Annotated in this window: 19 protein-coding genes; 4 read left to right on the top strand and 15 right to left on the bottom strand. The window is 61.7% G+C overall.

Features of this window, described 5'->3' with window-relative positions; genetic code table 11:
• Positions 1–4: 4 nt before the first annotated feature.
• Positions 5–964, top strand: a complete 960-nt coding sequence (locus C8K66_RS00975; RefSeq protein WP_108524051.1) for an oxidoreductase — start codon at positions 5–7, stop codon at positions 962–964.
• Here C8K66_RS00975 and C8K66_RS00970 read toward each other — a convergent pair.
• Complete coding sequence (locus tag C8K66_RS00970) at positions 954–3,218, bottom strand: ATP-dependent DNA helicase (protein ID WP_108524050.1); 2,265 nt, start codon at positions 3,216–3,218, stop codon at positions 954–956. The two genes, C8K66_RS00975 and C8K66_RS00970, sit on opposite strands and share 11 nt — an antisense overlap.
• Positions 3,215–4,861, bottom strand: coding sequence for a VRR-NUC domain-containing protein (locus tag C8K66_RS00965; RefSeq protein WP_108524049.1), 1,647 nt, complete (start codon positions 4,859–4,861; stop codon positions 3,215–3,217). Before C8K66_RS00965 ends, C8K66_RS00970 begins: the two co-directional genes overlap by 4 nt.
• Before the next feature lie 187 nt (positions 4,862–5,048).
• Here C8K66_RS00965 and C8K66_RS00960 point away from each other — a divergent pair, with 187 nt between their 5' ends.
• On the top strand, positions 5,049–5,273 hold the full coding sequence (locus C8K66_RS00960; RefSeq protein ID WP_017845718.1) for a YgdI/YgdR family lipoprotein: 225 nt from the start codon (positions 5,049–5,051) through the stop codon (positions 5,271–5,273).
• A gap of 75 nt (positions 5,274–5,348) precedes the next feature.
• Here the strand turns inward: C8K66_RS00960 and C8K66_RS00955 are convergent, their stop codons facing one another.
• The 8 genes from C8K66_RS00955 to C8K66_RS00920 form a co-directional block, all read right to left on the bottom strand.
• The gene (locus tag C8K66_RS00955) at positions 5,349–6,773 is read right to left on the bottom strand and encodes a lipase (RefSeq protein WP_108524048.1); all 1,425 of its coding nucleotides are present in this window, start codon (positions 6,771–6,773) and stop codon (positions 5,349–5,351) included.
• Between the two features lie 59 nt (positions 6,774–6,832).
• Positions 6,833–8,176 carry a TolC family outer membrane protein gene (locus C8K66_RS00950; protein ID WP_017845716.1) on the bottom strand — a complete coding sequence of 448 codons (1,344 nt, stop codon included), beginning with the start codon at positions 8,174–8,176 and terminating at the stop codon, positions 6,833–6,835.
• Positions 8,177–8,178: 2 nt separating this feature from the next.
• Complete coding sequence (locus tag C8K66_RS00945) at positions 8,179–9,480, bottom strand: HlyD family type I secretion periplasmic adaptor subunit (protein WP_108524047.1); 1,302 nt, start codon at positions 9,478–9,480, stop codon at positions 8,179–8,181.
• Positions 9,477–11,228 (bottom strand): type I secretion system permease/ATPase, encoded by a 1,752-nt coding sequence (locus tag C8K66_RS00940; RefSeq protein WP_108524046.1) that lies wholly within the window; start codon positions 11,226–11,228, stop codon positions 9,477–9,479. The genes C8K66_RS00945 and C8K66_RS00940 overlap by 4 nt, the downstream gene beginning before the upstream one ends.
• Positions 11,229–11,332: 104 nt before the next feature.
• On the bottom strand, positions 11,333–11,701 hold the full coding sequence (locus tag C8K66_RS00935) for an AprI/Inh family metalloprotease inhibitor (protein WP_017845713.1): 369 nt from the start codon (positions 11,699–11,701) through the stop codon (positions 11,333–11,335).
• Between the two features lie 48 nt (positions 11,702–11,749).
• Positions 11,750–13,183, bottom strand: coding sequence for a serralysin family metalloprotease (locus C8K66_RS00930; RefSeq protein WP_046383347.1), 1,434 nt, complete (start codon positions 13,181–13,183; stop codon positions 11,750–11,752).
• 358 nt (positions 13,184–13,541) lie between these two features.
• A complete protein-coding gene (locus C8K66_RS00925) occupies positions 13,542–14,645 on the bottom strand; it encodes a P1 family peptidase (protein WP_057004057.1) in 1,104 nt (367 codons plus the stop codon).
• Between the two features lie 9 nt (positions 14,646–14,654).
• Positions 14,655–16,019: an APC family permease gene (locus tag C8K66_RS00920; protein WP_017845710.1), complete on the bottom strand. Its 1,365-nt coding sequence runs from the start codon at positions 16,017–16,019 to the stop codon at positions 14,655–14,657.
• 199 nt (positions 16,020–16,218) lie between these two features.
• Here C8K66_RS00920 and C8K66_RS00915 point away from each other — a divergent pair, with 199 nt between their 5' ends.
• Entirely contained in the window at positions 16,219–17,013 is a 795-nt protein-coding gene (locus C8K66_RS00915; protein WP_017845709.1) for a helix-turn-helix transcriptional regulator, read from the top strand.
• A gap of 43 nt (positions 17,014–17,056) precedes the next feature.
• Here the strand turns inward: C8K66_RS00915 and C8K66_RS00910 are convergent, their stop codons facing one another.
• The 5 genes from C8K66_RS00910 to C8K66_RS00890 all read right to left on the bottom strand — a co-directional run bounded on the left by C8K66_RS00910 (position 17,057) and on the right by C8K66_RS00890 (position 21,478).
• The gene (locus C8K66_RS00910) at positions 17,057–18,136 is read right to left on the bottom strand and encodes a polyamine ABC transporter substrate-binding protein (protein WP_057004055.1); all 1,080 of its coding nucleotides are present in this window, start codon (positions 18,134–18,136) and stop codon (positions 17,057–17,059) included.
• A 60-nt stretch (positions 18,137–18,196) separates the two neighbouring features.
• Positions 18,197–18,538 (bottom strand): cupin domain-containing protein, encoded by a 342-nt coding sequence (locus C8K66_RS00905; protein WP_017845707.1) that lies wholly within the window; start codon positions 18,536–18,538, stop codon positions 18,197–18,199.
• Positions 18,539–18,564: 26 nt separating this feature from the next.
• Entirely contained in the window at positions 18,565–19,971 is a 1,407-nt protein-coding gene (locus C8K66_RS00900; RefSeq protein ID WP_108524045.1) for an FAD-binding oxidoreductase, read from the bottom strand.
• A 168-nt stretch (positions 19,972–20,139) separates the two neighbouring features.
• Positions 20,140–20,568: a hypothetical protein gene (locus tag C8K66_RS00895; protein WP_057004053.1), complete on the bottom strand. Its 429-nt coding sequence runs from the start codon at positions 20,566–20,568 to the stop codon at positions 20,140–20,142.
• 82 nt (positions 20,569–20,650) lie between these two features.
• Entirely contained in the window at positions 20,651–21,478 is an 828-nt protein-coding gene (locus C8K66_RS00890; protein ID WP_046383340.1) for an AraC family transcriptional regulator, read from the bottom strand.
• Between the two features lie 257 nt (positions 21,479–21,735).
• Between C8K66_RS00890 and C8K66_RS00885 the strand changes: the two genes are divergently transcribed.
• On the top strand, positions 21,736–22,008 hold the full coding sequence (locus tag C8K66_RS00885) for a DUF1652 domain-containing protein (RefSeq protein WP_017845703.1): 273 nt from the start codon (positions 21,736–21,738) through the stop codon (positions 22,006–22,008).
• The last annotated feature ends 37 nt before the right edge of the window (positions 22,009–22,045 follow it).

The raw sequence follows: 22,045 nt of genomic DNA, 5'->3' as shown, positions 1-22,045 counted from the left end.
CCCTATGATCAATAAACAACGCCCTATCGAGAGTGGATTCGACGGCACGACAACCGCTATGCAAGCGTTGGCGGGTAAAGATTTGCACGGTATGACTGCCATCGTCACCGGTGGTTATTCAGGCATTGGCCTGGAAGCCGTGCGCGTGTTGGCAGCCGCAGGTGCGCAGGTCATCGTGCCTGCACGGGACCCGCTCAAGGCCGAACGCAACCTCGATGGCATCGCCGGGGTTGAGTGGGGCAACCTGGATTTACTCGACTCGGCGTCCATCGACTGCTTTGCACGCAATTTCCTGGCGTCCGGGCGGGCATTACACCTATTGATCAATAGCGCCGGGATCATGGCCACGCCACTGCAACGCAACGGCAAGGGTGTGGAAGCGCAGTTCGCCACCAATCATCTGGGCCACTTTCAACTGACCGCGCGCCTGTGGCCGGCCTTGTGCGAAGCCGACGGTGCGCGGGTAGTGTCAGTATCGTCGCTAGGCCATCGGTTAAGCCCTATTCATTTCGACGACCCACAGTTTGAGCGACGCCCTTACGACAAGTGGGCCGCCTACGGCCAATCAAAGACGGCCAACGCGCTGTTTGCCGTGGCGCTGGATCAACGCGGTAAAGCACACGGCGTGCGTGCATTTTCCGTGCATCCCGGGGAGATCCTCACAGACCTGGTTCGCTACCTTGATAGGGACGACCTGGCGTTGATTGGAGCACTGGACGATTCAGGGAACATCCGTCCTGCCAAACATTACAAACGTCCCGAACAAGGCGCAGCGACGATGCTGTGGTGTGGTGTCAGCCCTTTACTGGAGGGTATGGGCGGCCTGTACTGCGAAGATTGTGAGGTTGCCGTGCTCTCTCAGGACGACACCAAACGCTCCGGCGTCCGCGCATGGGCCATCGATCCGGAGCAAGCCGAGCGGCTCTGGGCATTGAGCGCGCAATTGAGCGGCGTCACGCTTTAGTCGCTATCGCCCACCACCGAGGCAACAGCTGCCGCACCCGCGCTTCGCCGAACCGGTCATCGATCAACATCACCACGCCTTGGTCCTGCTGGCTGCGGATCACCCGCCCCGCCGCCTGCACGACTTTCTGAATGCCCGGGTACAAGTAGGTGTAGTCATAGGCGGAGCCGAAGATCGCGCCCATGCGCTGCTTCATCTGTTCGTTGACCGGGTTCAGTTGCGGCAGCCCCAGGGTCGCGATGAACGCGCCGATCAAGCGCGCACCGGGCAGGTCGATGCCTTCGCCAAACGCGCCGCCCAGCACCGCAAAACCGACGCCCTGGCTGTGTTCGGTGAACTGTTCGAGAAACGCCCGGCGCTCGGCTTCGGCCATGCCGCGTGACTGCTGCCACAGTGCGATGTGCGGGTGTCGCTCGGCGAGTAACAGCGCCACTTGTTGCAGATAATCGAAACTGCTGAAGAACGCCAGGTAATTACCCGGTTGGTGAGCGAACTGCTCGGCGATCAATTCAACGATGGGCTCCAGCGAGGCCTGGCGATGCACGAACCGGGTGGAGACCTCATCGACAATCCGCACCCGCAACTGCGCGGCATTGAACGGTGATTCCACGTCGACCCAGGCAGTGTCCGCCGGCAGGCCCAGCAGGTCGGCGTAGTAATGGCGCGGGCTGAGTGTGGCGGAAAACAACACGCTGCTGCGCGCCGCCGTCAATCGTGGGCGGATGAATTCGGCGGGCACCACATTGCGCAGGCACAAGGTGGAACTGCTGCGCTTGCCGCGCAACTGACGCAGGCTGATATCAAAGATGAAATGTTCGTTGAACAGCTCGGCGACCTTGGCAAATTGCAGTGCCTCAAAATAGAACGCCTGCAGATCGCCATTGAGTGCTTCGGGGTGGTCGTTGAAATAGTCGCCCATGGCGCTGGCGCAAAGGCTCAGGGCCTGGAGCATTTTGTCGGGTCTGGCCGCGTAGGCCTGATACGGCGCGAGTTGGTCCTTGTGCAACGCGTTCCACTCACGATTCAAGCGCTGCAAGGGTTTCTTCAACGGCTCCGGCGCCGTATCGCGCACGGTCTTGAGGGTGTACTGATCAAGGCTGGCGCTGTACATCGAACGTGCGCGCTCCACCAGGTTATGGGCTTCGTCCACCAGCACCGCGACGCGCCACTGGTTGAGTTGGGCCAGCCCGAACAACAGCGCGCCAAAGTCGAAATAGTAGTTGTAGTCGGCGACCACCAGGTCGCTCCAGCGCGCCATTTCCTGGCTCAGGTAATACGGACAGAGGCCGTGCTCCAGGGCGACCTCGCGCAAGTTGTGTTGGTCGAGCAGGCGCACCTTGGCGGCCGCGATACGCGCGGCGGGCAAGCGGTCGTAGAAACCCTTGGCCAGCGGGCAGGATTCGCCGTGGCAGGCCTTGTCCAGGTGTTCGCAGGCCTTGTCCCGCGCCACCAGCTCCAGCACGCGCAGCGGCAGTTCGGGACTGCTGGCATACAGCACTTGCGCGGCGTCGAGGGCCAGCTTGCGACCCGGGGTCTTGGCGGTGAGGAACAACACCTTGTCCAGTTGCTGGGGCGCCAAGGCCTTGAGCATGGGGAAGATCGTGCCGACGGTTTTGCCGATGCCGGTGGGCGCCTGGGCCATCAGGCAGCGGCCGGTGCTGACGGCCTTGTACACCGACTCTGCGAGGTTGCGCTGGCCGGGGCGAAAGGCGCTGTGGGGGAACGCCAGGGCCTGTGCGGCGCGGTTGCGGGCGTCGCGGTGCTGCATCTCCTGGCGGGCCCAACCGAGAAACAACGCGCATTGCCGGTTGAAGAAACATTGCAGATCGGCGGCCGCAAAGCGCTGGTTCAGCGAGGTTTCGCCCTCGCCGACGATATCGAAATACACCAGCGCCAAATCGATGTGCGCAAGCCCGAGCTTCTGGCACATCAACCAGCCGTAGACCTTGACCTGGGCCCAATGCAATTGCCGATGGTTGGCGGGCTGGGCGTCGAGGTCGCCGCGATAGGTCTTCACCTCTTCGAGGCGGTTGCTGTCCGGGTCGTAGCCGTCCGCCCTGCCCCGCACCTTGAGTTCCTCGTACTCGCCTTCCAGGACCACTTCGTTCTGGTAGTGCGCGCTGCGCCGCGAGGCGACCGTGCGATGGCCGGCGATGCCTTCCTGGGCGCTGGGCGACGGGGTAAAACGCAGGTCGAGGTCGCCGACCTTGGCCGTGAACTCACACAGTGCGCGCACCGCCACGGTGTAGCTCAAGCGGACTGCGCCCAGCGCACATAGCAGACGGTGACCGGCATCTGGTACTCGCCACAGAACTCCAGCCAGCGCAGTTGGTTGTCTTGCAGGCGATCGCCGGGGCCTTTGACTTCGATCATGCGGTAGGTTTTCTGCGCGGGCCAGAACTGGATCAGGTCCGGCATACCCGCGCGGTTGGCGCGAATATCCAGCAGCAGCCGCTCGAACCAGCAACGCAAGTGTTCGGCGGGCAAGCATGCCAAGGCCTGCTCCAACAGTTCTTCACTGAGCAGGTTCCAGAAGACAAAGGGTGACTGGATGCCCCACTTGTCCACGTACCGTTGGCGGATGGTGTGTTTGTAGCGGTCATCCTGCAGTTGCTCGAGACAGGCGGCAAACAGTGACGCACGACGCTGATGGAAGTCTTCGCTGTGCAAATCCGCCGGCCCGCGCTGGAACGGGTGGAAAAATGCCCCCGGCAGCGGCGCGAAGATCGCCTCCCAGCACAGCAGGCCGAACAGCGAATTGATCAGGCCGTTTTCGACGTAGTACACCGGCGCATCGGGCTCGCTCAGATGCGCCTGCACGCAATACTCCACCGCCATCGAGGGCGGCGGCGGCGGGAGCGCCAGGTCCAGGCGCGTGACGTCCCGAGGCTTGGCCTTGGGCACGGCTGGCGCGCCCAGCTTGCGCCGCAGGCGCGGCAACACTCGCAGCAGGTGTTGCTGCTCGGCGGGGCTTTCCGGGGCCTCGTGGGCGGCACATGCCAGGGCCATGGCCTGGGCGTAGTCTTCCTGGCGCTCCAGCACGCGAATCAAGCGTGCGCGCGCGCCGGGATAAGTACAGGCCCGGTAGATCTGCTCGGCCAACGCCAACTCGGCACTGCGCTCGCAAGACTGGCCGACCTGGAACAACAGCTTGGCCCGGCGTTTTTCCAGCCAGGGGTTGTCGGTCTGCAACGTAGCGATCTGCGCCAGCACGCTGTCCAGCGCCTGCGCGGACTCAAAGGCTTGCTGGCACTGATGCAGGAACAGAAACCCCAGCACGTCATCGCGGCTGCGCAAACCACGGGACTGTGCGCAAAACTCGACTTTTTCGTAGGTATAGATGCCCAGGTCCGCCAGCACGAACTCCGACCAGTCCTGATGCAGGTTGCCGAAGAACATCAAGCGCAAGCGATCACACAAGTCCATCACAGTGACGCTGTAGAGCACGTCATCCAGCTCGGGGCACCAGTGGGCAAAGCAGCGACGCTCATCGAACTGCGGCGCCAGTTGCTCGAGCCAATCGGCCTTTTTGCCCTTGGGCTGCTCGATCCACGGCTGGAACGCGCCCAGCAACTCGCCCTTTTGCAGCAACCCGAACAGTTCGTCAAAGCCCAGCAGGCACTGATCATCCACCCAACCCAAAGCCTTCAGCGGACGCGCTGCCGCATGAGCGCAGCCGATCTCCGGGTAATTGAGCTTGCCCGCTCGAAAATGCACGCCCTTGCGCATCACCAGACGTACCAGTAATGCCTGGGACGCCTGCGGCAACCTGTCGAATTGCTGAATGAAATGCGCTTCTTCAGCATCGAGCAGATCAGCATAGCGTTGTGCCAGCCAATCCAGCACCTGACGGAAGTTATGCAGGTAATACAGGGGGTTTTCGAGGGTTTCGGGCATGGTCCGCAGCGATTAAATACTGGTTATGCATACAGAGTGCCGCCGCTGACGCGTTGTTGCAATCGGTAATAGATAAATGGCGCACGCAACTTTTTGCGTAAAAGTGATCAGATAGGGGAATTGATGGCGTAACATTTATGGCCCGCTGCCTCAGGCCGCGGGACTTTTCAGGGTTAAGGTAAGGGTTATGAACATGAAGAATTTGGGTCTGCCACTGGTTGCACTCACTTTTCTGGTATTGGCCGGTTGCGCGACGCAAACCGTAGTGACATTGCAGAACGGCACGCAGTATTTAACCAAAGACACGCCGAAGACCAAGACCGCCGACGGCTTCTATGAATTCACCGACATCGCCGGCAAGCGCATCCGCGTCAGAGCCGATGATGTGGCCACGGTTCGCAAGGAAGACTGATCCCACCCTGCATCCCTCATCAAACATGTGGGAGCCCGCTTGCTCCCACCCTTTGAACCGCGTGCCAACGCGGTTTCAACCGATCACGACACCCTCCCCCGACCAGTTACTCACCCCCACCAGCGTCACCGAGTCCGCGCCAAAACTGATCACCGTATCGCCGCCCACCGCCTTGGCGTGCTCGCGATAATCCAGGCTGCCCTGCACATCCGTGAACACCAGTTTGTCGCTCGATTGATAGCCGATCACCCGATCCTGGCCAAACGGCCCGCTGAACAGAAAGGTGTTATGGCCACTGTTGTCGCGAAGGGTGTCGTTGCCCTTGCCGCCTTCGATGAAGTCCGCGCCCTTGCCGCCCTGGATCAGGTCATTACCGTCACTGCCGATGATGAAGGTGTTGCCCTTGTGCGGCTCGGCATTGCGGTTGAGGTCCTGCACCCAGGTGGTAGCCCGCGCCGGGTCGGACAGGTTGGCGACAATCACCGTCGAGTCCCGGCTCATCTGGTCGTAGAACCCGGATTCGAGCACGCGGGTCATGCCGTCGCCATAGCCGCTGGGCAAATGCGACACCCAGGTCGGCAGGTTGGCAATGGAAAACGGCAGCACGTTCCACAGCGTCGAGGCGTAGTGATCGTTGAAGCTGACGATGTTGTCGGTGGTCGATTCATGGGGTTTGTCATGCACGCCCAGGGACGACAGGTTGAAGGATGAACCGTCCAGCGCACGGAATACCGGGTCGTTTTCATAGCCGATGTTCAACACCTTGTCGCCGGCGCTCTGGGTCGGCGACGCGTAGGCCACATAGTTGGCGTCCTTGTAGAACCCCGACCATCGCTGGTCGCTCAACTCCGCCAGGCTGTTGACCGCCAGCCCGCCGAGGCTGTGGCCGCTGACCAGCACGTCGGAACCGCTCAGGCCATGGGCACCGGCATACTCGGCAACCACCTTGAGCAAACCGCCGAAGGCTTCGCCGGCGTAGTTCTTCGCGTAATCCCTGGGGCCCAGGGCGGCGAGCAGATCGCTGAGCAGATCACCGATGGAATCGCTGATCAGGCTTTCCCGCGGCCCCGACGTGCCGCGAAAGCCGATGCCGATTTCGAGCAGTCGACCGGCGTCATCGTACTTGCCCAGCACTTCGGCCTGCGCGGTGGTGTAGCCAGCCTTTTCACCGAAAAACGTGCCCCGGGCGTCCACCTTGCCAGCGTAACCCAGGGTGCTCGCGCTGAGCGGCGTCCATCCGGCGTGTTGCAGCGCTTCCAGGGCGGCCTTTTCCGAATCGGGATTCCACGGGATACCGGGAATCACGCCTTGGGAGTCGGCACCACCGAGCAATGCACCGACCAGCGTCGCCGGCAGGCCAACGCCCAAGCCGTGGTGCTGATAGCCCACCGCAAAGCCGTTATCCAGGTTGTGGTAGGTATACAGCGTGATCGCCATCGCATCGGCGAACAGCGCCTTGGAACCCTCGGTGCCAAGGTTTTTATAATCAAAGATTCCCATCGGTAGTGCCTCTCTGTTGTTGGAGTTGTCGAGAAAGCGCAATGACGTCCCAGGTGCTGCTACGGCTGCTTGCCCACCGGCCCAAAGGCCTCATCGACTTGCGCCAGGTCGGTATCGCGCAGGTTGCCGGCGTAGTAGTGCAATTTGGTCCAGGCCATCAGGTAGTCGTAACGCGCCTGGGCCAGGTCGCGCCGGGTGCTGTAGAGCTGCTGCTCGGCGTTGAGCGCATCGAGGTTGACCCGCTCGCCGCCGAGGATGCTTTGCCGGGTCGACACCACCAGCGCCTCGGCCGAGGTCAGGGCTTTCTGGTAGGCGCGCAGCTTGCTCACGCCCGACAGGCAGGCGCTGAACTGGCGACGCAGTTCGATCAGGGTTTCGCGGGTCTTGCCTTCCAGCTCGTATTCGGCCTGCTCCATGGCGCGGCTGGCCTGGCGCGTGGAGGCGGAGACAGCGCCACCGGCATACAACGGCAGGCTGACTTCGACGCCGATGGTGTTGGTGTCGTAGCGCTGGTTGTAGGTGTTGCCGCTGTCGGATTCCTGCTGGCGCGAACTGGCATACGCGGTGATCTTCGGCAAGTGCCCGGCACGGTTGCGCTCCACTTCATAACGCGCCACTTCCAGGGCCTGGCGTTGCGAGGCCAGCGTCGGGTTGTTGCTGATCGCCAGCGCGTGCCAGGTGTCGTAGTTGGCCGGCGTCAGGCTGAAGGCGGCGAAGCGCTGATTGAGCGGCGCGAGGTCGTGGATGTTGACGCTCTGCACGCCGATCAGCGCGCCCAACGCTCTTAACGAGGCGTCCTGTTCATCCAGCGCCTGGATTTCTTCGGCGGTGGCCAGCTCATAGCGCGACTCGGCTTCAAGGATGTCGGTGCGCGTGCCCTCGCCCTGCTGGAACAGGTGCTGGTTCTGCTGAAACTGCTGCTCGAAGGCGTTTTTCTTGGCGCGGGCGATCTCGATCTGGTCTTGGGCGAACAGCGCTTGGGTGTAATAGCTCAACACCCGCACCAACAGCGCCTGGCTCTTGTCGCGAAAACTTTCATCGGCAAACAGCGCCTGGGCCACGCCCTTGCGGTAGTTGGCATAGGCTTCGTAGTCGAACAGCGGCTGCTGCAGGCTGAAGGTCGAGCCGTAGCTGTTGTAATTGCGCGCGTCGCGATAGCTGCCGCCACGCCCGTCAGGCAGGTGGGCTTCGGAATTATTGCGCCCCTTGTTGTAGTTGTAGGACAGCCGCGGCAGCAACCCGGCGCGGCCGATGGTGCGGTTTTCCAGGCCGGCGTCGCGTTCCTTGAGCGCGCCGAGGAACACCGGATCGTTGCGCAGAGCCTGCTCGTACACATCGAACGGGCCCATGGCGGCCTGGGCAGGCGCACAGCTCAACAGCACGGCAATGAACAGCGGTTTCATGTTCATTCCTCGGTCAACGCAGAGCCGGCGCGGTCGAGCAGCGGCTTGAACAGGTAATTGAGCAACGAGCGCTCGCCGGTACGCACGAACATCTCGGCGGGCATGCCCGGCTTGATCACCAGGCCGTGGAGTGTTTCCAGCGCGGCCTCGCTGACGCTGGTGCGCAGCACGTAGTACGGCGCACCGGTTTTTTCGTCGAGCAGTTGGTCGGCGGAAATCAGGCTGACCTGTCCCGGCACACGCGGGGTACGGCTCTGGTTGAACGCGGTGAACAGGATGTCGACCGGCAGGTGGGTGCCGACCTTGTCCACCAGGTGGACCGGCAAATGCCCCTCGACTTCCAGCCGCGTGCCCTGTGGCACGATCTCCAGCAAGGTCTCCCCGGCACGCACCACCGCGCCTTCGGTGTGGACGCCGAGGTTGACCGCAATGCCATCGGCCGGCGCGTTGATTTCGCTGTGTTGCAGGTCGAACCCGGCGGACGTGAGTTGCTGCTCCAGGGTCAGGCTGCGCAGTTGCGCGTCAGCCAGTTGGCTGCGCACTTCCTTCTGGTATTCGTCGCTGTGCTGCTGCAGTTTGAGCCGCGATTCGAGGATGCCCTGCTCCACTCGGCCGCTTTCGCCGGTGTTCTGCGCCAGGTCCTGTTGCACCTGGGACAGCTGGCGCTGGTACTCCATCAAACGGTTGCGCGGGATGTAGCCATTGTCGGCCAGGGGCTGCAGATTGCTCAGTTGATCGCGCAGGGATTGAGCCTGGGCGCTCAGGTCGCTGCGTGCGCGGCGCATGCCATTGAGCTGCGCCGTGGCGCCGTCGATATTCGCGCGAATCCCCGCCTGTTCACGGGCAAAGGCTTCGCGGCGGCTGCTGAACAGTTGGCGCTGGCCTTCGAGCACCAAGGCCAGCGCAGGGTCCGGGGCGGTGCTGAGTTCGGCGGGAAACACGATGGCCGCGCGATTGTCGCGCTCGCTCTGCCAGCGCGCCACACTGGCCCAGGCCAGGCGGTACTGCGCTTGCAGCGATTGCACATCGGCCTGGTTCTGGGTCTGGTCGAGACGAAACAGCGGCTGGCCCTGTTTGACCGTCTCACCTTCGCGCACCAGGATCCGGCTGACCACACCGGAGCTGAAGGTCTGCACGGCCTTGCGCTTGCCCGAGACCACCACGGTGCCCTGCACCGGAATGCCCTGGTCCAGCGGCGCCAGGCTGGCCCAGAGGAAAAACCCACCGGCGCCGACCACCGTCAGCCACCAGCCCAGACGCACGAAAAAAGCGGCGTCGCGTTGTTCCACAGTGAGCATGCTCATGCGCCTGGATTCCTTGCGGTTTGATACTGACGACTGAAACTGACGCCGGTTTTTTCCTGCGTCGCCGCCTGCTGGCCGGACAACGCGCGCAGCACGTCCTGGCTCGGCCCAAACGCTTGCAGGTGGCCTTCGTTGAGCACCAGCAACTTATCGGCCTGGGCCAGGGCCGAAGAGCGGTGGGTGACGAGAATCACGCTGCTGCCCTGGGCCTTCAACTGCACGATGGCGCTGGCCAGCGCGGCTTCACCGACGGTGTCGAGGTTGGAGTTGGGTTCGTCCAGCACGACCAGCCGCGGCCCGCCATACAGCGCACGCGCCAGGGCCACCCGTTGCTTCTGGCCGCCGGACAGGCCGCCGCCGTTGTCGCCCAACACGGTGTCGTAGCCTTGCGGCAGGCGCAGAATCAATTCATGCACGCCGGCCTGTTGCGCCGCCTGGACCACTTGCGCCGGGTCGGCATCGCGAAAGCGCGCAATGTTGTCGGCGATGCTGCCGCTGAACAGTTCGATGTCCTGGGGCAGGTAACCGATGTGCGGGCCAAGATCGTCACGGTCCCAGCGATGGATATCCGCGCCATCCAGGCGCACGGTGCCGGCCAGGGTTGGCCATACGCCCACCAGCACCCGCGCCAGCGTGGACTTGCCGGACCCCGACGCGCCCAGCACCCCCAGCACCTCGCCGGCGCCCAGGTGGAAACTGACCTGATGCAGCGTCGCCAGGCGTCGACCCGGCGGGCCGGCGCTGACCTGCTCGAAACTCACCTGGCCCTTGGGGGCGGGCAAGGCCATCGGCTCGACGTCCGGCGCAAATTCGCGCAGCAGTTGGTCAAGCCGCTGATAGGCCAGCTTGGCCGAACTCCACTGCTTCCACACGGCAATCAACTGGTCGATCGGGCTGAGCACCCGCCCCATCAGGATCGAACCGGCGATCATCATCCCGGCGGTCATCTCGCCCTTGATCACCAAGAATGCGCCCAGGCCGAGCACCAACGATTGCAGGCACAGGCGCAGGGATTTGCTCAGCGCGGTGATCACCGAGCCGGTGTCGCTGGCCGCGTTCTGCAAGCCCAGGAACTGCGAATGCACGGCAAACCAGCGCTGGCGCAACGCGCCGAGCATGCCCATGGCCTGGATGGTTTCGGCGTTGTGCAAATGGCTGGTGGCCAGTTGGCTGGATTGCTGGGAGTAACCGCCAGCCTCAGCCAGGGGCTTGTTGGTCAGGTATTCATTGAGGCAGGCCAGGCCGATCAGCAGCAAGGCCCCCGCCGTGGCCAGCACGCCCAGCCACACGTTGAACAGGAAAATCACCAACAGATAGATCGGAAACCACGGCGCATCAAAAAACGCGAACAGCGCCGGCCCGGTGATGAACTGGCGCAGATGGGTCAAATCTGCCAGGGACTGCCCGGCATGCCCCTGGCCGCGTTGCAGGTTGCGTTCGAAGGCAGCTTTATACACGCGCAAGTTGAAGCGCCGTTCCAACTGGCTGCCGATGCGGATCACGATAAAACTGCGGATGACTTCCAGGCTGCCGATAAAGGCGAAGAAACCGACGACCATCAGCGTCAACATCACCAGAGTGGTTTCATTCTGGGAGGACAGCACGCGGTCATACACTTGCAGCATATAAATGGATGGCACCAGCATCAGCAGGTTAATTAATGCAGTGAAACAGCCAACGCTGATCAAAATACTTTTATATTCACCCAGCGCCTTGAATAAAGGCGCAATAACAGGGGGCTTCGCCATGGTGTTTGATCTTCCTTGAACCCAATGACCGGCAATAGTTGCCCCAGCCCCTGAATAAGCGGCGGCCAACTATTAAATTCGAGTTATAGCGTTATAACTAAAAACTAAGGTATTCGTTGCAATGTCACGATATCGCCAGATGGCGTGCGCGCCTGGTATTCACCGTCGCGCTGACGATTCAAGTGGGTAATCCCGGAACCTTCGGCATTCATCAACCAGATCCCGTCCGGCGTCGGCGACCATGTCAGGGGTTTGTCTCCCAGCCATTGCTCGACGCAGGCCACATCGCCCCCCACCGCGGTGGCTTGCTCCAGCAAATCCAGGGCACAGACCTGATCCTGTCGGTGCAGTTGCCAATGTCCGGCCAACTGCGCGGTGGTGGGTAAAACGAGACTGCTAGCCATTGCGTGGGCTCCTGCCGACACGAACAACACCTGTAGGACACAGGCGATCAAATGCACAAAACGCGGCATGTGTATGCCCCTCCTGGAAGCGCGGCGCCACAACGCCGCGCCGGTGCATCAGGCCACGATGTCGCTGACCGCTGCCTGGCCCACGGTGGTGACGAGGAAATCCGCCACGCCGTGCCCGGAGAAGTCCACAGCCAAGGTACCCAGGTGGGTGCCCGAGGCATAGCTCAATACTGCGTCGCCGGCATGCCCGGTGAACGCGTTGACGAAGCTCAGGCCCGCACCTTTGGTGATGCCGCTCAGGTCGATCTTGTCGGCGCCGCTGGTGAAGTCAAAGATCTTGTCCGCCGCACCTGGCTTGGAATCGGAACTGGCACCGAACACAAAGGTGTCGTTGCCGGCGCCGCCCCACAGTTGGTCGGCACCGCCAGCGCCGTAGATGAGGTCGTTGCCGGCCCCGCCCTTGATCAGGTTGGCGGCATTGTTGCCGATGATCAGATCGTTGCCCGCGCCGCCGAAGGCGTTTTCCACGGTGACGCCCTTGGCGATGGACACGTTGCCCACCAGGCCGCCAACGTCGGAGAACGAGGTCTCATTGAGGTTGATCTTCTGGTTCTGGGTAAAACCGGAAAAATCCAGGGTGTCGTTGCCGCCGCCGTCCCAGACCGAAAATACCAGCTTGTCGGCGTTGGCGGTGGCGCTGAGGAAATCACGCCCGGTGTTGGAGTTGAAGCCGTAGGTGGTGTCGCCAGCGCGGGTGGCGTAGTTCGCGCCGTAAAGCTTCTGGATCGCCGCGATATCGTCGATCAACGGCCCGGAGGCATAGGCCTCGACCCCGCCCTTGCTGAAGTTCTGGTTGGTGTTGCTCTCGCTCCAGTAACTCATGAGGCTGTAGCCGCGCGTGTCCTGTCCATAGGTCGCGTCGTTGTAGGTCGGGTTGCCGTTCCCGGCGTTGTAGTCGCCGGGGTGAGCCAGGCCCAGGGTATGACCGATCTCGTGGGTCAGGGTCTGCCGGCCGTAGTTGTTCAGGTCCGGGGTCTTGTTGGGTGTGTAGCTGCTGTTGGTCAGGTACCACGAGGTGCCGTCGTAGCCCGCGCCGGTGCCGGGCAGGTAGGCGAAGGCCGCCGCGCCGTCCTGGCCGCCGCTGTAGTTGCCGAAGGTCATATGCCCATCGCCGCCGCTGGCCTTCTCGGTGAAGGCAACGTTGGCGACATCCGACCAGGACTGCATGGCCAGTGCGGCCTGGGCTTTCTGCTGGCTGTTGAACTGGCTGAAGCCCGAGATGCCATGCTTGTTCAGCGTGCTCGAGGAGGCCGAGGTCAGAAAGGTGTAGGTCAGGTCGATCTTGCCGTTGCCGTCGACGTCCCGGTACGCGGCGCCGTCGCGCAGCAGCTGGGTGGCGGCCTGGTCAACGGAATAGGAGGGTTTGCCATTGATCGTGAGGTTGCCGCCACGGTCGTACAGATGGCTGAAACTATCGATTTGCGTATACGCAGTGCTGGCTTGCGCGGCAGACACAATAGCCTGGTCTTTTACTTTTGACATAAACGTACTTCCTTGTGTGCAAGTGCATCAGTCTTGGGTCGATAGGAACCCCGCTGGCGAGATCGTCCTATCACTCGCCTCTTTTGAAGGCGTCACGAAACTGACACAACTTGAAATCTTTCGTCTACATCTATTTACGCAGTGAAAACCGACAAGCCGGCAACTTAAGCAAGTCGCGTGCAATGTTTGTAGGGGGTTAGTTGCTTTTGTCCGACAAAAAGCGCCGCGCTGTTATTTAAATATTAAATAGCGGTAAAGCCGCTCAACTTGAGCGGCGCACTTGTTTAGATGGATCCAATATATTGTCACGGTGTCATTCGCCGCATTAAAGAGCCAGCATCTTTATAAATACACCGGATTATCGGCAGCTGTTCCAGCCCGTCTCGCGCAATGCCTGCAACAGTGTTTCGCCGTCCAGACCCGGCACCCGCACCCCGTCGTCGGTGGTCATGCTCTCACCGGCCAGCATGGCGTTGACGATCGCCTCCTCCACTGCCTCCGCCGCGGCGAGGAACAGCGGGGACATATGATCGTTATTGACCATCTGCACCGCGCTGCTGAACGCCAGGTCCTTGCGCCCATAGTCCGCCGGGGGCAGCGCCTGATTGCCGGTGGCGAAGGCCAGGAACAGGTCGCCGCTGGAGTCCTCGGTGCCGCCGCCGGTGCGCGCAATGCCGATGGACGCGCGTTGCGCCAGGCGCCGGCATTGATGGGGCAGCAACGGCGCGTCGGTGGCCAGGATCACCACAATCGAGCCCATGCCCGGCGTGCCCCGCTCGGCGAACGGCGATGGGATCGTCATCAACTGCCGGCCCACCGGGTAGCCGTCAACCCGCAGTTCCTGGCGCTTGCCATGGTTGGCCTGCACCAGCACGCCGACCGTCCAGCCGCCCTGCTCCGCCGGCAACCGGCGCGACGCGGTGCCGATGCCGCCCTTGAATTCATGGCAGATCATCCCGGTGCCGCCGCCCACTGCACCTTCCTGTACCGGACCACTTTCGGCGTGGTCCAGCGCCTCGCGCACATGCGCAGGCTTGACGTGCTGGCCCCAGATATCGTTCAGCAGGCCGTCGTAGGTTTCCATCACCACCGGCATGCACCAGTACACGGCCGGGTCCGCCAGACGCTCGCGCTCCAGGGCAATCAGGGTGTCGCGCACAATGCCGAGGCTGTGGGTGTTGGTGATCGCCAATGACGTGGTCAACAGCCCTGCTTCGCTGATCCACTCCAGGCCCGTGGCGTCGCCATTGCCGTTGAGCACGTGATACCCGGCAAAGCACGGCTGCTGCCGCGCCTCGCCGGCACGCGGCTGGACCACTGTGACGCCGGTACACACCTGTTTACCGTCGACGCGGGTCTTGAGCGTGCTGTGGCCGACCCGGACGCCGGGAACATCGGTGATGGCATTCAACGCGCCGGGCGTGCCCAGCCCCAACGTGATGCCCAATTGACGTGCGCGCATAACCACTCCTTACAGTTTCTGATACGCCGGACTCAACCGGCCACTGATGCAATACAGAATCACCGACAGCGCCAGCAAGCCGATGATGACCATGATGTCGCGCACCGAAGCCTCCGCGATCAAGGTCATCAACAGATACCCGGCGCCCAGCACCGCCAGCAATGCCGGCAGCGGCCACAAGGGCATGCGATACGGATGTGCGCGCTCACGCAGCAGCACCCGGCTCATCAGCGCACTCAAGGCCACGATCAGGTACACCAGCATGATCAGCAGCACACTGAACGAGGTGAGGTCCGCCAGGTTGGAGCTGAAACTCAGCAGCGCCGAAGGGATCGCCAGGAACAGCGTCGCCAGCCAGGGCGAATCCCAGCGCGGGTGAATGCGCGTGAACAGTTTGTTGATGGTCGGCGTCCACAGCGCATCGCGGCCGCTGCTGAATACCACGCGGCCGATCTGGATCACGATGGCGACGATGGCGTTGAACACCGAGAGGAAGATCCCGGCACTGACCAGGCGTGACAAGGTTTCGTTGCCATGGCTGGTCAGCAGGTAGCCGATGGGGTCGGGGCTGCTGATCATCGCACTCAGCGACGGCGCGCCGATCAGCAGCGCCGTGATCGGCACCAGTTCGATCACCACCACCAGCCCCAGGGACCACAACACCGCTTTGTGTACGCCCTTGCCGCCGCATTTCATGTCTTCGGCCAGCAGCACTGCCGGCCCGTAGCCATTGAAGGAGAACAGGCCGATGCCGACCGCGCCGATCACCAGGGCCCAGGGCGCCAGGTGCAACATGCCGTTTTCGACGATCTGCGGCTGAAACAGCACGCTGACCGGCTGCACCGGATGGCCGAAGCCGAGGAACACGATCACCAGCAAGGCCGCCACTTCCAGCAGCAGGCAAGTGCCGGTGATCCAGGCATTGAGCTTGATATTGAGGATGCCCAGGGCGTAACTGCACACCACAATGACCAGCGCAACGGTCTGGGCATCGAACCGGGTGCCCAGGGCGTTATTCAAGTAGGTCGCCGCGCCCGTGGCCAGTACCGGTGGGATAAACAGCAACATCACCAGTACCGTCAGGAACGTCGCATAGCCCGCCATGCCGCCGAATACCCGCTTGGCATACACATATTCACCGCCAGCGCTGTTGTGGGCGCGGCCCAGTTCGGCGTAGCAAAAGGCGAACATCAGCGCGAGCAAGGCGGCCATGACAAAGGCCAGGAACACGCCGCTGCCGGCCTGTTGAATGGCGAACGGGGCGATCACGAACACCGAACTGGCGGGCGTCACCGCCGAAACGGTAATGGCCACCACATCGAAGACGCTCAGGGTGGGCTTGAGCACGCCGTCAGGCGCGGGGGAAGCACTCATATCGTTATCCTCTGTCGTTGTTTTTTGTGTGAGGCAGAAACGAAAAGTCTGAAAGTCGTGGGATATGTTTCCCACTCAATGATCGCGAAGTTAAAGCCAGAGCTGTTGTCAGCCAATTCCCCTATTGGCGTACTCCCCTTGACGACACCCGGCAAAAGCCGAACCCTTGGCCGATCTTTTGATGAGGGGAACCTGTGACATGAGCCTGTTCAGGGAAGTCGGCATGCATGCGGGGCTGGGGCGTACCCTGTCACAGATCGGCAGCGAGCGATTCTGGAAACAGCTGGTGCTGTTGTTGCACCAATGCCTGCCGTTCGATAACGCCCTGGCGATTTTCTACCCGCTCGACGGCCTGCCCCAGGCCCTGGAGGAATACGACGCCCAGCCCAGCAGCAAACCGGCGTCGATGCTGGTGTACCTCAACGGCCTGTACGTGCTTGACCCGTTTTTCCAGGCCTGTCGCGAAGGGTATGCCAGCGGCGTGTACCGCCTGGAGGAAGTGGCGCCGGACCATTTCCGCCAGAGCGAATACTTCCTCAATTACTTCCACGACAACGTGCTGGAAGACGAGGTGCAATTCATCCTGCAACTACCTGGCGCGGGCACGTTGTCGCTGTCACTGGGCATGCAGCGGCGCTTCAGTGCTGAAGAAACCGGGCTGCTGACCACCTTGGCGGCGTGGGTGCTGCCGTTGATGCAGCAGCATTGGCAGCAAAGCACCCAGCGTGTACCGGCAGCGCAGGCGATGGCCAGCCAGATTCGCGATGCGCTGAGCCATTTCGGCTGCGGCGTGCTCTCGGACCGCGAACTGGAAGTCGCCCGCCTGGTACTGCGCGGGTTCTCCTCCAAGGCCATGGCCGAACGCCTGAATATCTCGCCGGATACGGTCAAAGTGCATCGCCGGCATCTGTACGCCAAGCTGGATATTTCTTCGCAGCCGGAGCTGTTCTCGTTGTTTATCCAGTCGTTGGGGCATGACCTGGAAAACCCCTGAATCCAAATGTGGGAGGGGGTTTGCGTCCTCCCACATCAGTTCTTCAGCGCCCGGTACGAATGGTGTTCCACACCCGCGTGCGAACCCGGTCGATATTCAGCGGCATCGCTTCCAGCGCGAACAACTTGCCCATCATTTCCGCGCTTGGGTAGATCTTGGTATCGGCCTTGATTGCCGGGTCCACCAGGCTGTCCGCCGCACTGTTGCCGTTGGCGTAATGAACGGAGTTGGTGATGTCGGCCATCACTTGGGGCTCCAGCAAGTAGTTCATGAAGGCATACCCGGCCTTTTCATCCGGGGCGTCGGCGGGCATGGCCACCATGTCGAACCAGATCGCGGCGCCTTCCTTGGGGATCTGATAGCCGATGTTCACGCCATTCTTGGCTTCCTTGGCGCGGCTTTCGGCTTGCAGCACGTCGCCGGAGAAACCGACGGCCACGCAGATGTCGCCATTGGCCAGGTCACCGGTGTATTTCGAGGAATGAAAGTACGCCACGTAGGGGCGAACTTTCATCAGCAGCGCCTCGGCTTTCTTGTAGTCCTCAGGCTTCTTGCTGTGGGGTGGCAGCCCCAGGTAATTCAGAGCGATCGGCAACAATTCCGGGCCATTGTCGAGGATGGCCACCCCGCATTTGCTGAGCTTTTGCATGTATTCGGGCTTGAAGATCAGGTCCCAGGAATTCACAGGCGCGTTATCGCCCAGCACTGCCTTGACCTTGTCGATGTTGTAGCCGATGCCGGTGCTGCCCCACAGGTACGGGAAGCCGTGGGCGTTGCCCGGGTCGTTGTTTTCCAGGGCCTTGAGCAGCACCGGGTTGAGGTTCTTCCAATTGGGCAATTGGCTCTTGTCGAGCTTCTTCAGGGCGCCGCCCTGGATCTGCCGCGCCATGAAGTGGTTGGAGGGGAACACCACGTCATAGCCGGAGTTACCGGTCATCAACTTGCCGTCGAGGGTTTCGTTGCTGTCGTACACGTCGTAGCTGAAACCGATGCCGGTTTGTTTCTGGAAGTTCTTCGTGGTGTCCGGCGCAATGTAGCTCGACCAGTTGTAGATCTTCACCGTCTCGGCGGCCTGACTGATAGCGGCCACCAACATCAAGGGCAACAGGGCAATGGCTTTCATGGTTCGATTTCCTGGCGGTTTTAGGGCTGTTTTTATGGCAGGCGATCAAGGATCAAAGCGTTACAGGATCAATACATAGGTCTTGCGCACGGTTTCCTGGATATCCCAGGTTCCGCTGCTGTTGGCCGGCAACATCAGTGCATCGCCGGCTTGTAGGTGGACGATTTCACCGTCGTCAGGGGTGAAGGTGCAGCGGCCCTGGATAAAGTGGCAAAACTCCTGGGCTTTGATCTGCCGGCGCCAGCGGCCGGGGGTACAGGCCCAGATACCGGTTTCGACGCCGTCGCTGCGCTCGACGCTCAAGCTTGACGCCACGGCGATCGGCTCGCCCAGGGGCACGGCGACCGGTGACGAATCCGGCAGATGGGCATTCAGCGCGTCTTTGAATTGAGTGATGCTCATGGGGCTACCTGTGTGAGTGGAACGGCTCAGTGCATGAAACTTTCCATGAACCCGGCCACGCCGATCGCCAACTTGCGGCGCCAGGGCGCGGTATTGGGGTTGGCCAATACCTGGTCCTCATGGACAAAACTGCGAATGATCGCGTTGTAGCCCAGCCAGCGGCACGGCTCCGGCTCCCAGGCCTTGAGCGCCTCCAGGCCACGCTCGCGGATCACCCAGGGTTGATGGGTCAACGGCGTCTCCTGGCCCAGGATCAGGTCGGCCAGGGTGCGGCCGCCCAGGTTCGTGGCACCGACGCCCTCCCCGCCGTAGCCGCCGGACAGTGCGATGCCGGTGGCGTGATGGCAGAGCATGTGCGGTCGGAACTGGCGCGACATGCCGAGGTTGCCGCCCCAGGAGTGGGTAATCCGCACGTTTTTCAACTGTGGGAACAGCTCGCCGAACAGGTAGCGACGCAGCGCCACTTCGCTGTCGGTCAAATCGAAGTCGTGGCGCAATTTGCCAGCAAACTGATAACCGCCACGGGCACCGAACACCAGACGGTTGTCGGCCGAGCGCTGGCCATAGGTGACCTGGCGGCTGCTTTCGCCGAAGGCCTGGCCATGCCTCAGGCCGATTTCGTCCCAGGTGCTGGCGGGTAATGGCTCGGTGGCGACGATCAGGCTTTGCACCGGCAGTTGGTAGCGACCCAACGGCGCCAAGGTGGTCGCGTAGCCCTCCACGGCCGGCACCACCCAGGCGGCACGCACGCCGGCTTTTGCAGTGCGCAGGCGGCCGGACTGCCAATGGGTGACGGGCGAGTTTTCGTAGATCTTGACGCCCATGCGTTCCACCACCCGCGCCAGGCCGCGGACCAACTTGGCTGGGTTGATCGTCGCCACATGGGGCGCATAAACCGCGCCAAAGGGCTTGGCGATTCGCAGTTGCTCAGCCAGTTGTTGCGGGCTCAGCCAGCGGTAGTCGGCCTCGGTGAGGCCTTGGGCGTAGAGCTTGTCCAGATAAAGGCGCAGGCTGCTTTCCTGCTCGGGGTAACGCGCGGCGCAGTACAGGGCGCCGCCCTTGCGGTAGTCGCAGTCGATGCCTTCGCGGGCCAGCACCTGCGCCACTTCGTCGGGAATGCCGTGCAGCAGGTCAAACGAAGCACGCCGCTGCTCGGGCGTGAGGCCGGCGAGTAAACGGTCTTCCCCCAACAGGTTGCCCATCAACCAGCCGCCATTGCGCCCGGACGCGCCGAAACCGGCGGTTTGCGCCTCGATGATGGCAATGTTCAGCTCGGGCGCCTGGCGCTTGAGGTAATACGCGGTCCACAGACCGGTGTAACCGGCGCCGATGATGGCCACGTTGACGTCCAGGTCGTGCGCCAGAGACGGCCGCGCCAGCAGCGGGTCGTCCAACTGGTCCATCCATAAACTGATAGTGCGCCATGCCGACATGCCAGGTTCCCCTACCTCGTTTCGATAGGCTGGATCCTAGAGCGGGATGTCAGGGGCTGTCTTGCGTGCGTGCACGCAGGGAAATGTTGGCGCGACCTGCTGCCCCGTCAACGCCGAATGATTGGCGCTAACCGACGCGGGCAGAGGCTGCGGGGCCGACTATTTATTCTACCCCTTGAAGGAGTACTGGACGTTTACGATAGTCGTTCGACCGCCAACACTGAACTCACAACTCACTACCCCGAATAACTGTTTAAGGGGGATGCTCCTGGTGAGCGACACCTCGCCTTTGTCAGCTGTATAGCTGTTACCGGTTTGATGGTCGACGTAAATAACATCTTTAACACTCTCCCCGCCCACGTGGTATGTACCCGTCGAAATGGTGGGCGGTGTGAGTTGCACTTGAACCGCTTCGAATTTATCCGGGTTCTCGTCAACGGTTCGGGCACCGAAAAATCTCAGCGCACCGTCTTGCTCATCCATAGACACACGGTCCGCTTGAAAGGTGTGACCCGTTCCGTCGATGTTAATGATTCCGTCCATGCGGCCTTCACTCTCTGGACCGTTCGGGTGGGCGGATTTATTGTGCTTAGACATAGCGACACTCCAACTGAAAGAAAAGATGCCTGGGCATTACACTACGAATCCGCGAATGAAAAACCTGTCGAACATGACAGGTTTAACCCACATCTTTTTTATTGCCAGTTGATCTAGCCGACTCGCCCTCAAAGCGCCCTTTAATGTAAGCCTTCGGCGTCAGGCCGGTGTGCTGGCGAAAAGCGCTATAAAACGCCGATAACGAATTGAACCCCGCCGCATAGGCCAAGTCGTCCACGCGTATGGGCGGCCTGGCTTTATCCAGCGCAGCCAGCAAATGCACGAGCCGAGCCTGATTGACATAGCGATAGAAGGTTTGCCCGAGGACTTGATTGAGCAAGTAGGAAATCTGATTGCGACTGTAACCGCACTCCTTGGCAACCCGTTGCAGGTCCAACTCCGGGTCCAGGTAGGGTTGTTGCTGCTGGAAGTAGTGCTGCAGGTCGTTGGCCATATGCCCTAGTTGCTGGGGCGACAGGCCCAGGCGGCTGACGCTCGGGCGCGTGGTTTGGGGGCTGTGCTCATGCACCAGTGACGCATATTCGTTGACCCGCCAGATCAGCCCGTCGCGCACGGTGATGGCCTCACTGGTACGGAACGACACCAGGCCCTGCCCGCCGCGCAGGGTGATGCGGTACTGGATGAACGCGGTGTCGCCATCGGCGCGAATGCGGTCCATGTGCTCGATGGCCTCGTCGGGCCCGCGCGGCATGCTGGCTTGCAGGTACTCGCGCAGTTCGGCGTAGCCGACGACGCGGTTCTGGAAGAAGTCGTGGTACTGGATGTGCGGATGGTAGTAAGACATCACGCCATCCAGGTCGCGATGACGCCAGCACAGGTGGTGGCGCGTCACTAGCTCGCGCGTGGCGTGGGTGTGCTGGCAATCATCGTCCGCGGCGGTGTGGGGCATGCATGGCTCTACGACGGGTAAAAGGTGGAGGTTGCCGAATTTCAGCGCTGCCATCAATGGCCGACGGCAACTTCTGACTAATGGCCTTTTGCCCAGCCTTTAGCAAGACATGACACACGTCAAGCTATAGGAAAAGAACCGCCGAACGGGGCGAAAAAACTGCCCTTGCATTTATGAACGAATGCTATTTTTACACTCTCACTCGCTGTGACCAGTGACGGTCATGGCCCCCTGCCGCGAGCTAAAGGAAGCGCTCAATGAACAAGGTGGGCAACATGAACAAAGTGACATTCCCCAACGCCTGCCAGCTGATGCGCTGGCATTTCCATCCCATGGGCTTCGAAGGGAGCATGGACGCTCCCGGCAGTATGGTCGCGCGTCTGTTCGACCGCGCCAGCGGCGAGACGCTGATCGCCATCGCTGGCATCCCCTGCGCCACCGTGATGAATGCTACCGATGTAGAGCGCATCATCGAAGCGGTGGAAGCGGAGCTGGAGTGTTTTGTGCCGCCACATTTGTTAAGGGCTTGAACACGACCAGCGGTGCGCCAGTCGAGCGGTCTATCGA

The sequence above is a fragment of the Pseudomonas sp. GV105 genome, assembly GCF_003058185.1.
Taxonomy (GTDB): Bacteria; Pseudomonadota; Gammaproteobacteria; order Pseudomonadales; family Pseudomonadaceae; genus Aquipseudomonas; species Aquipseudomonas veronii.
This window is presented reverse-complemented; position numbering and strand designations above follow the sequence as displayed.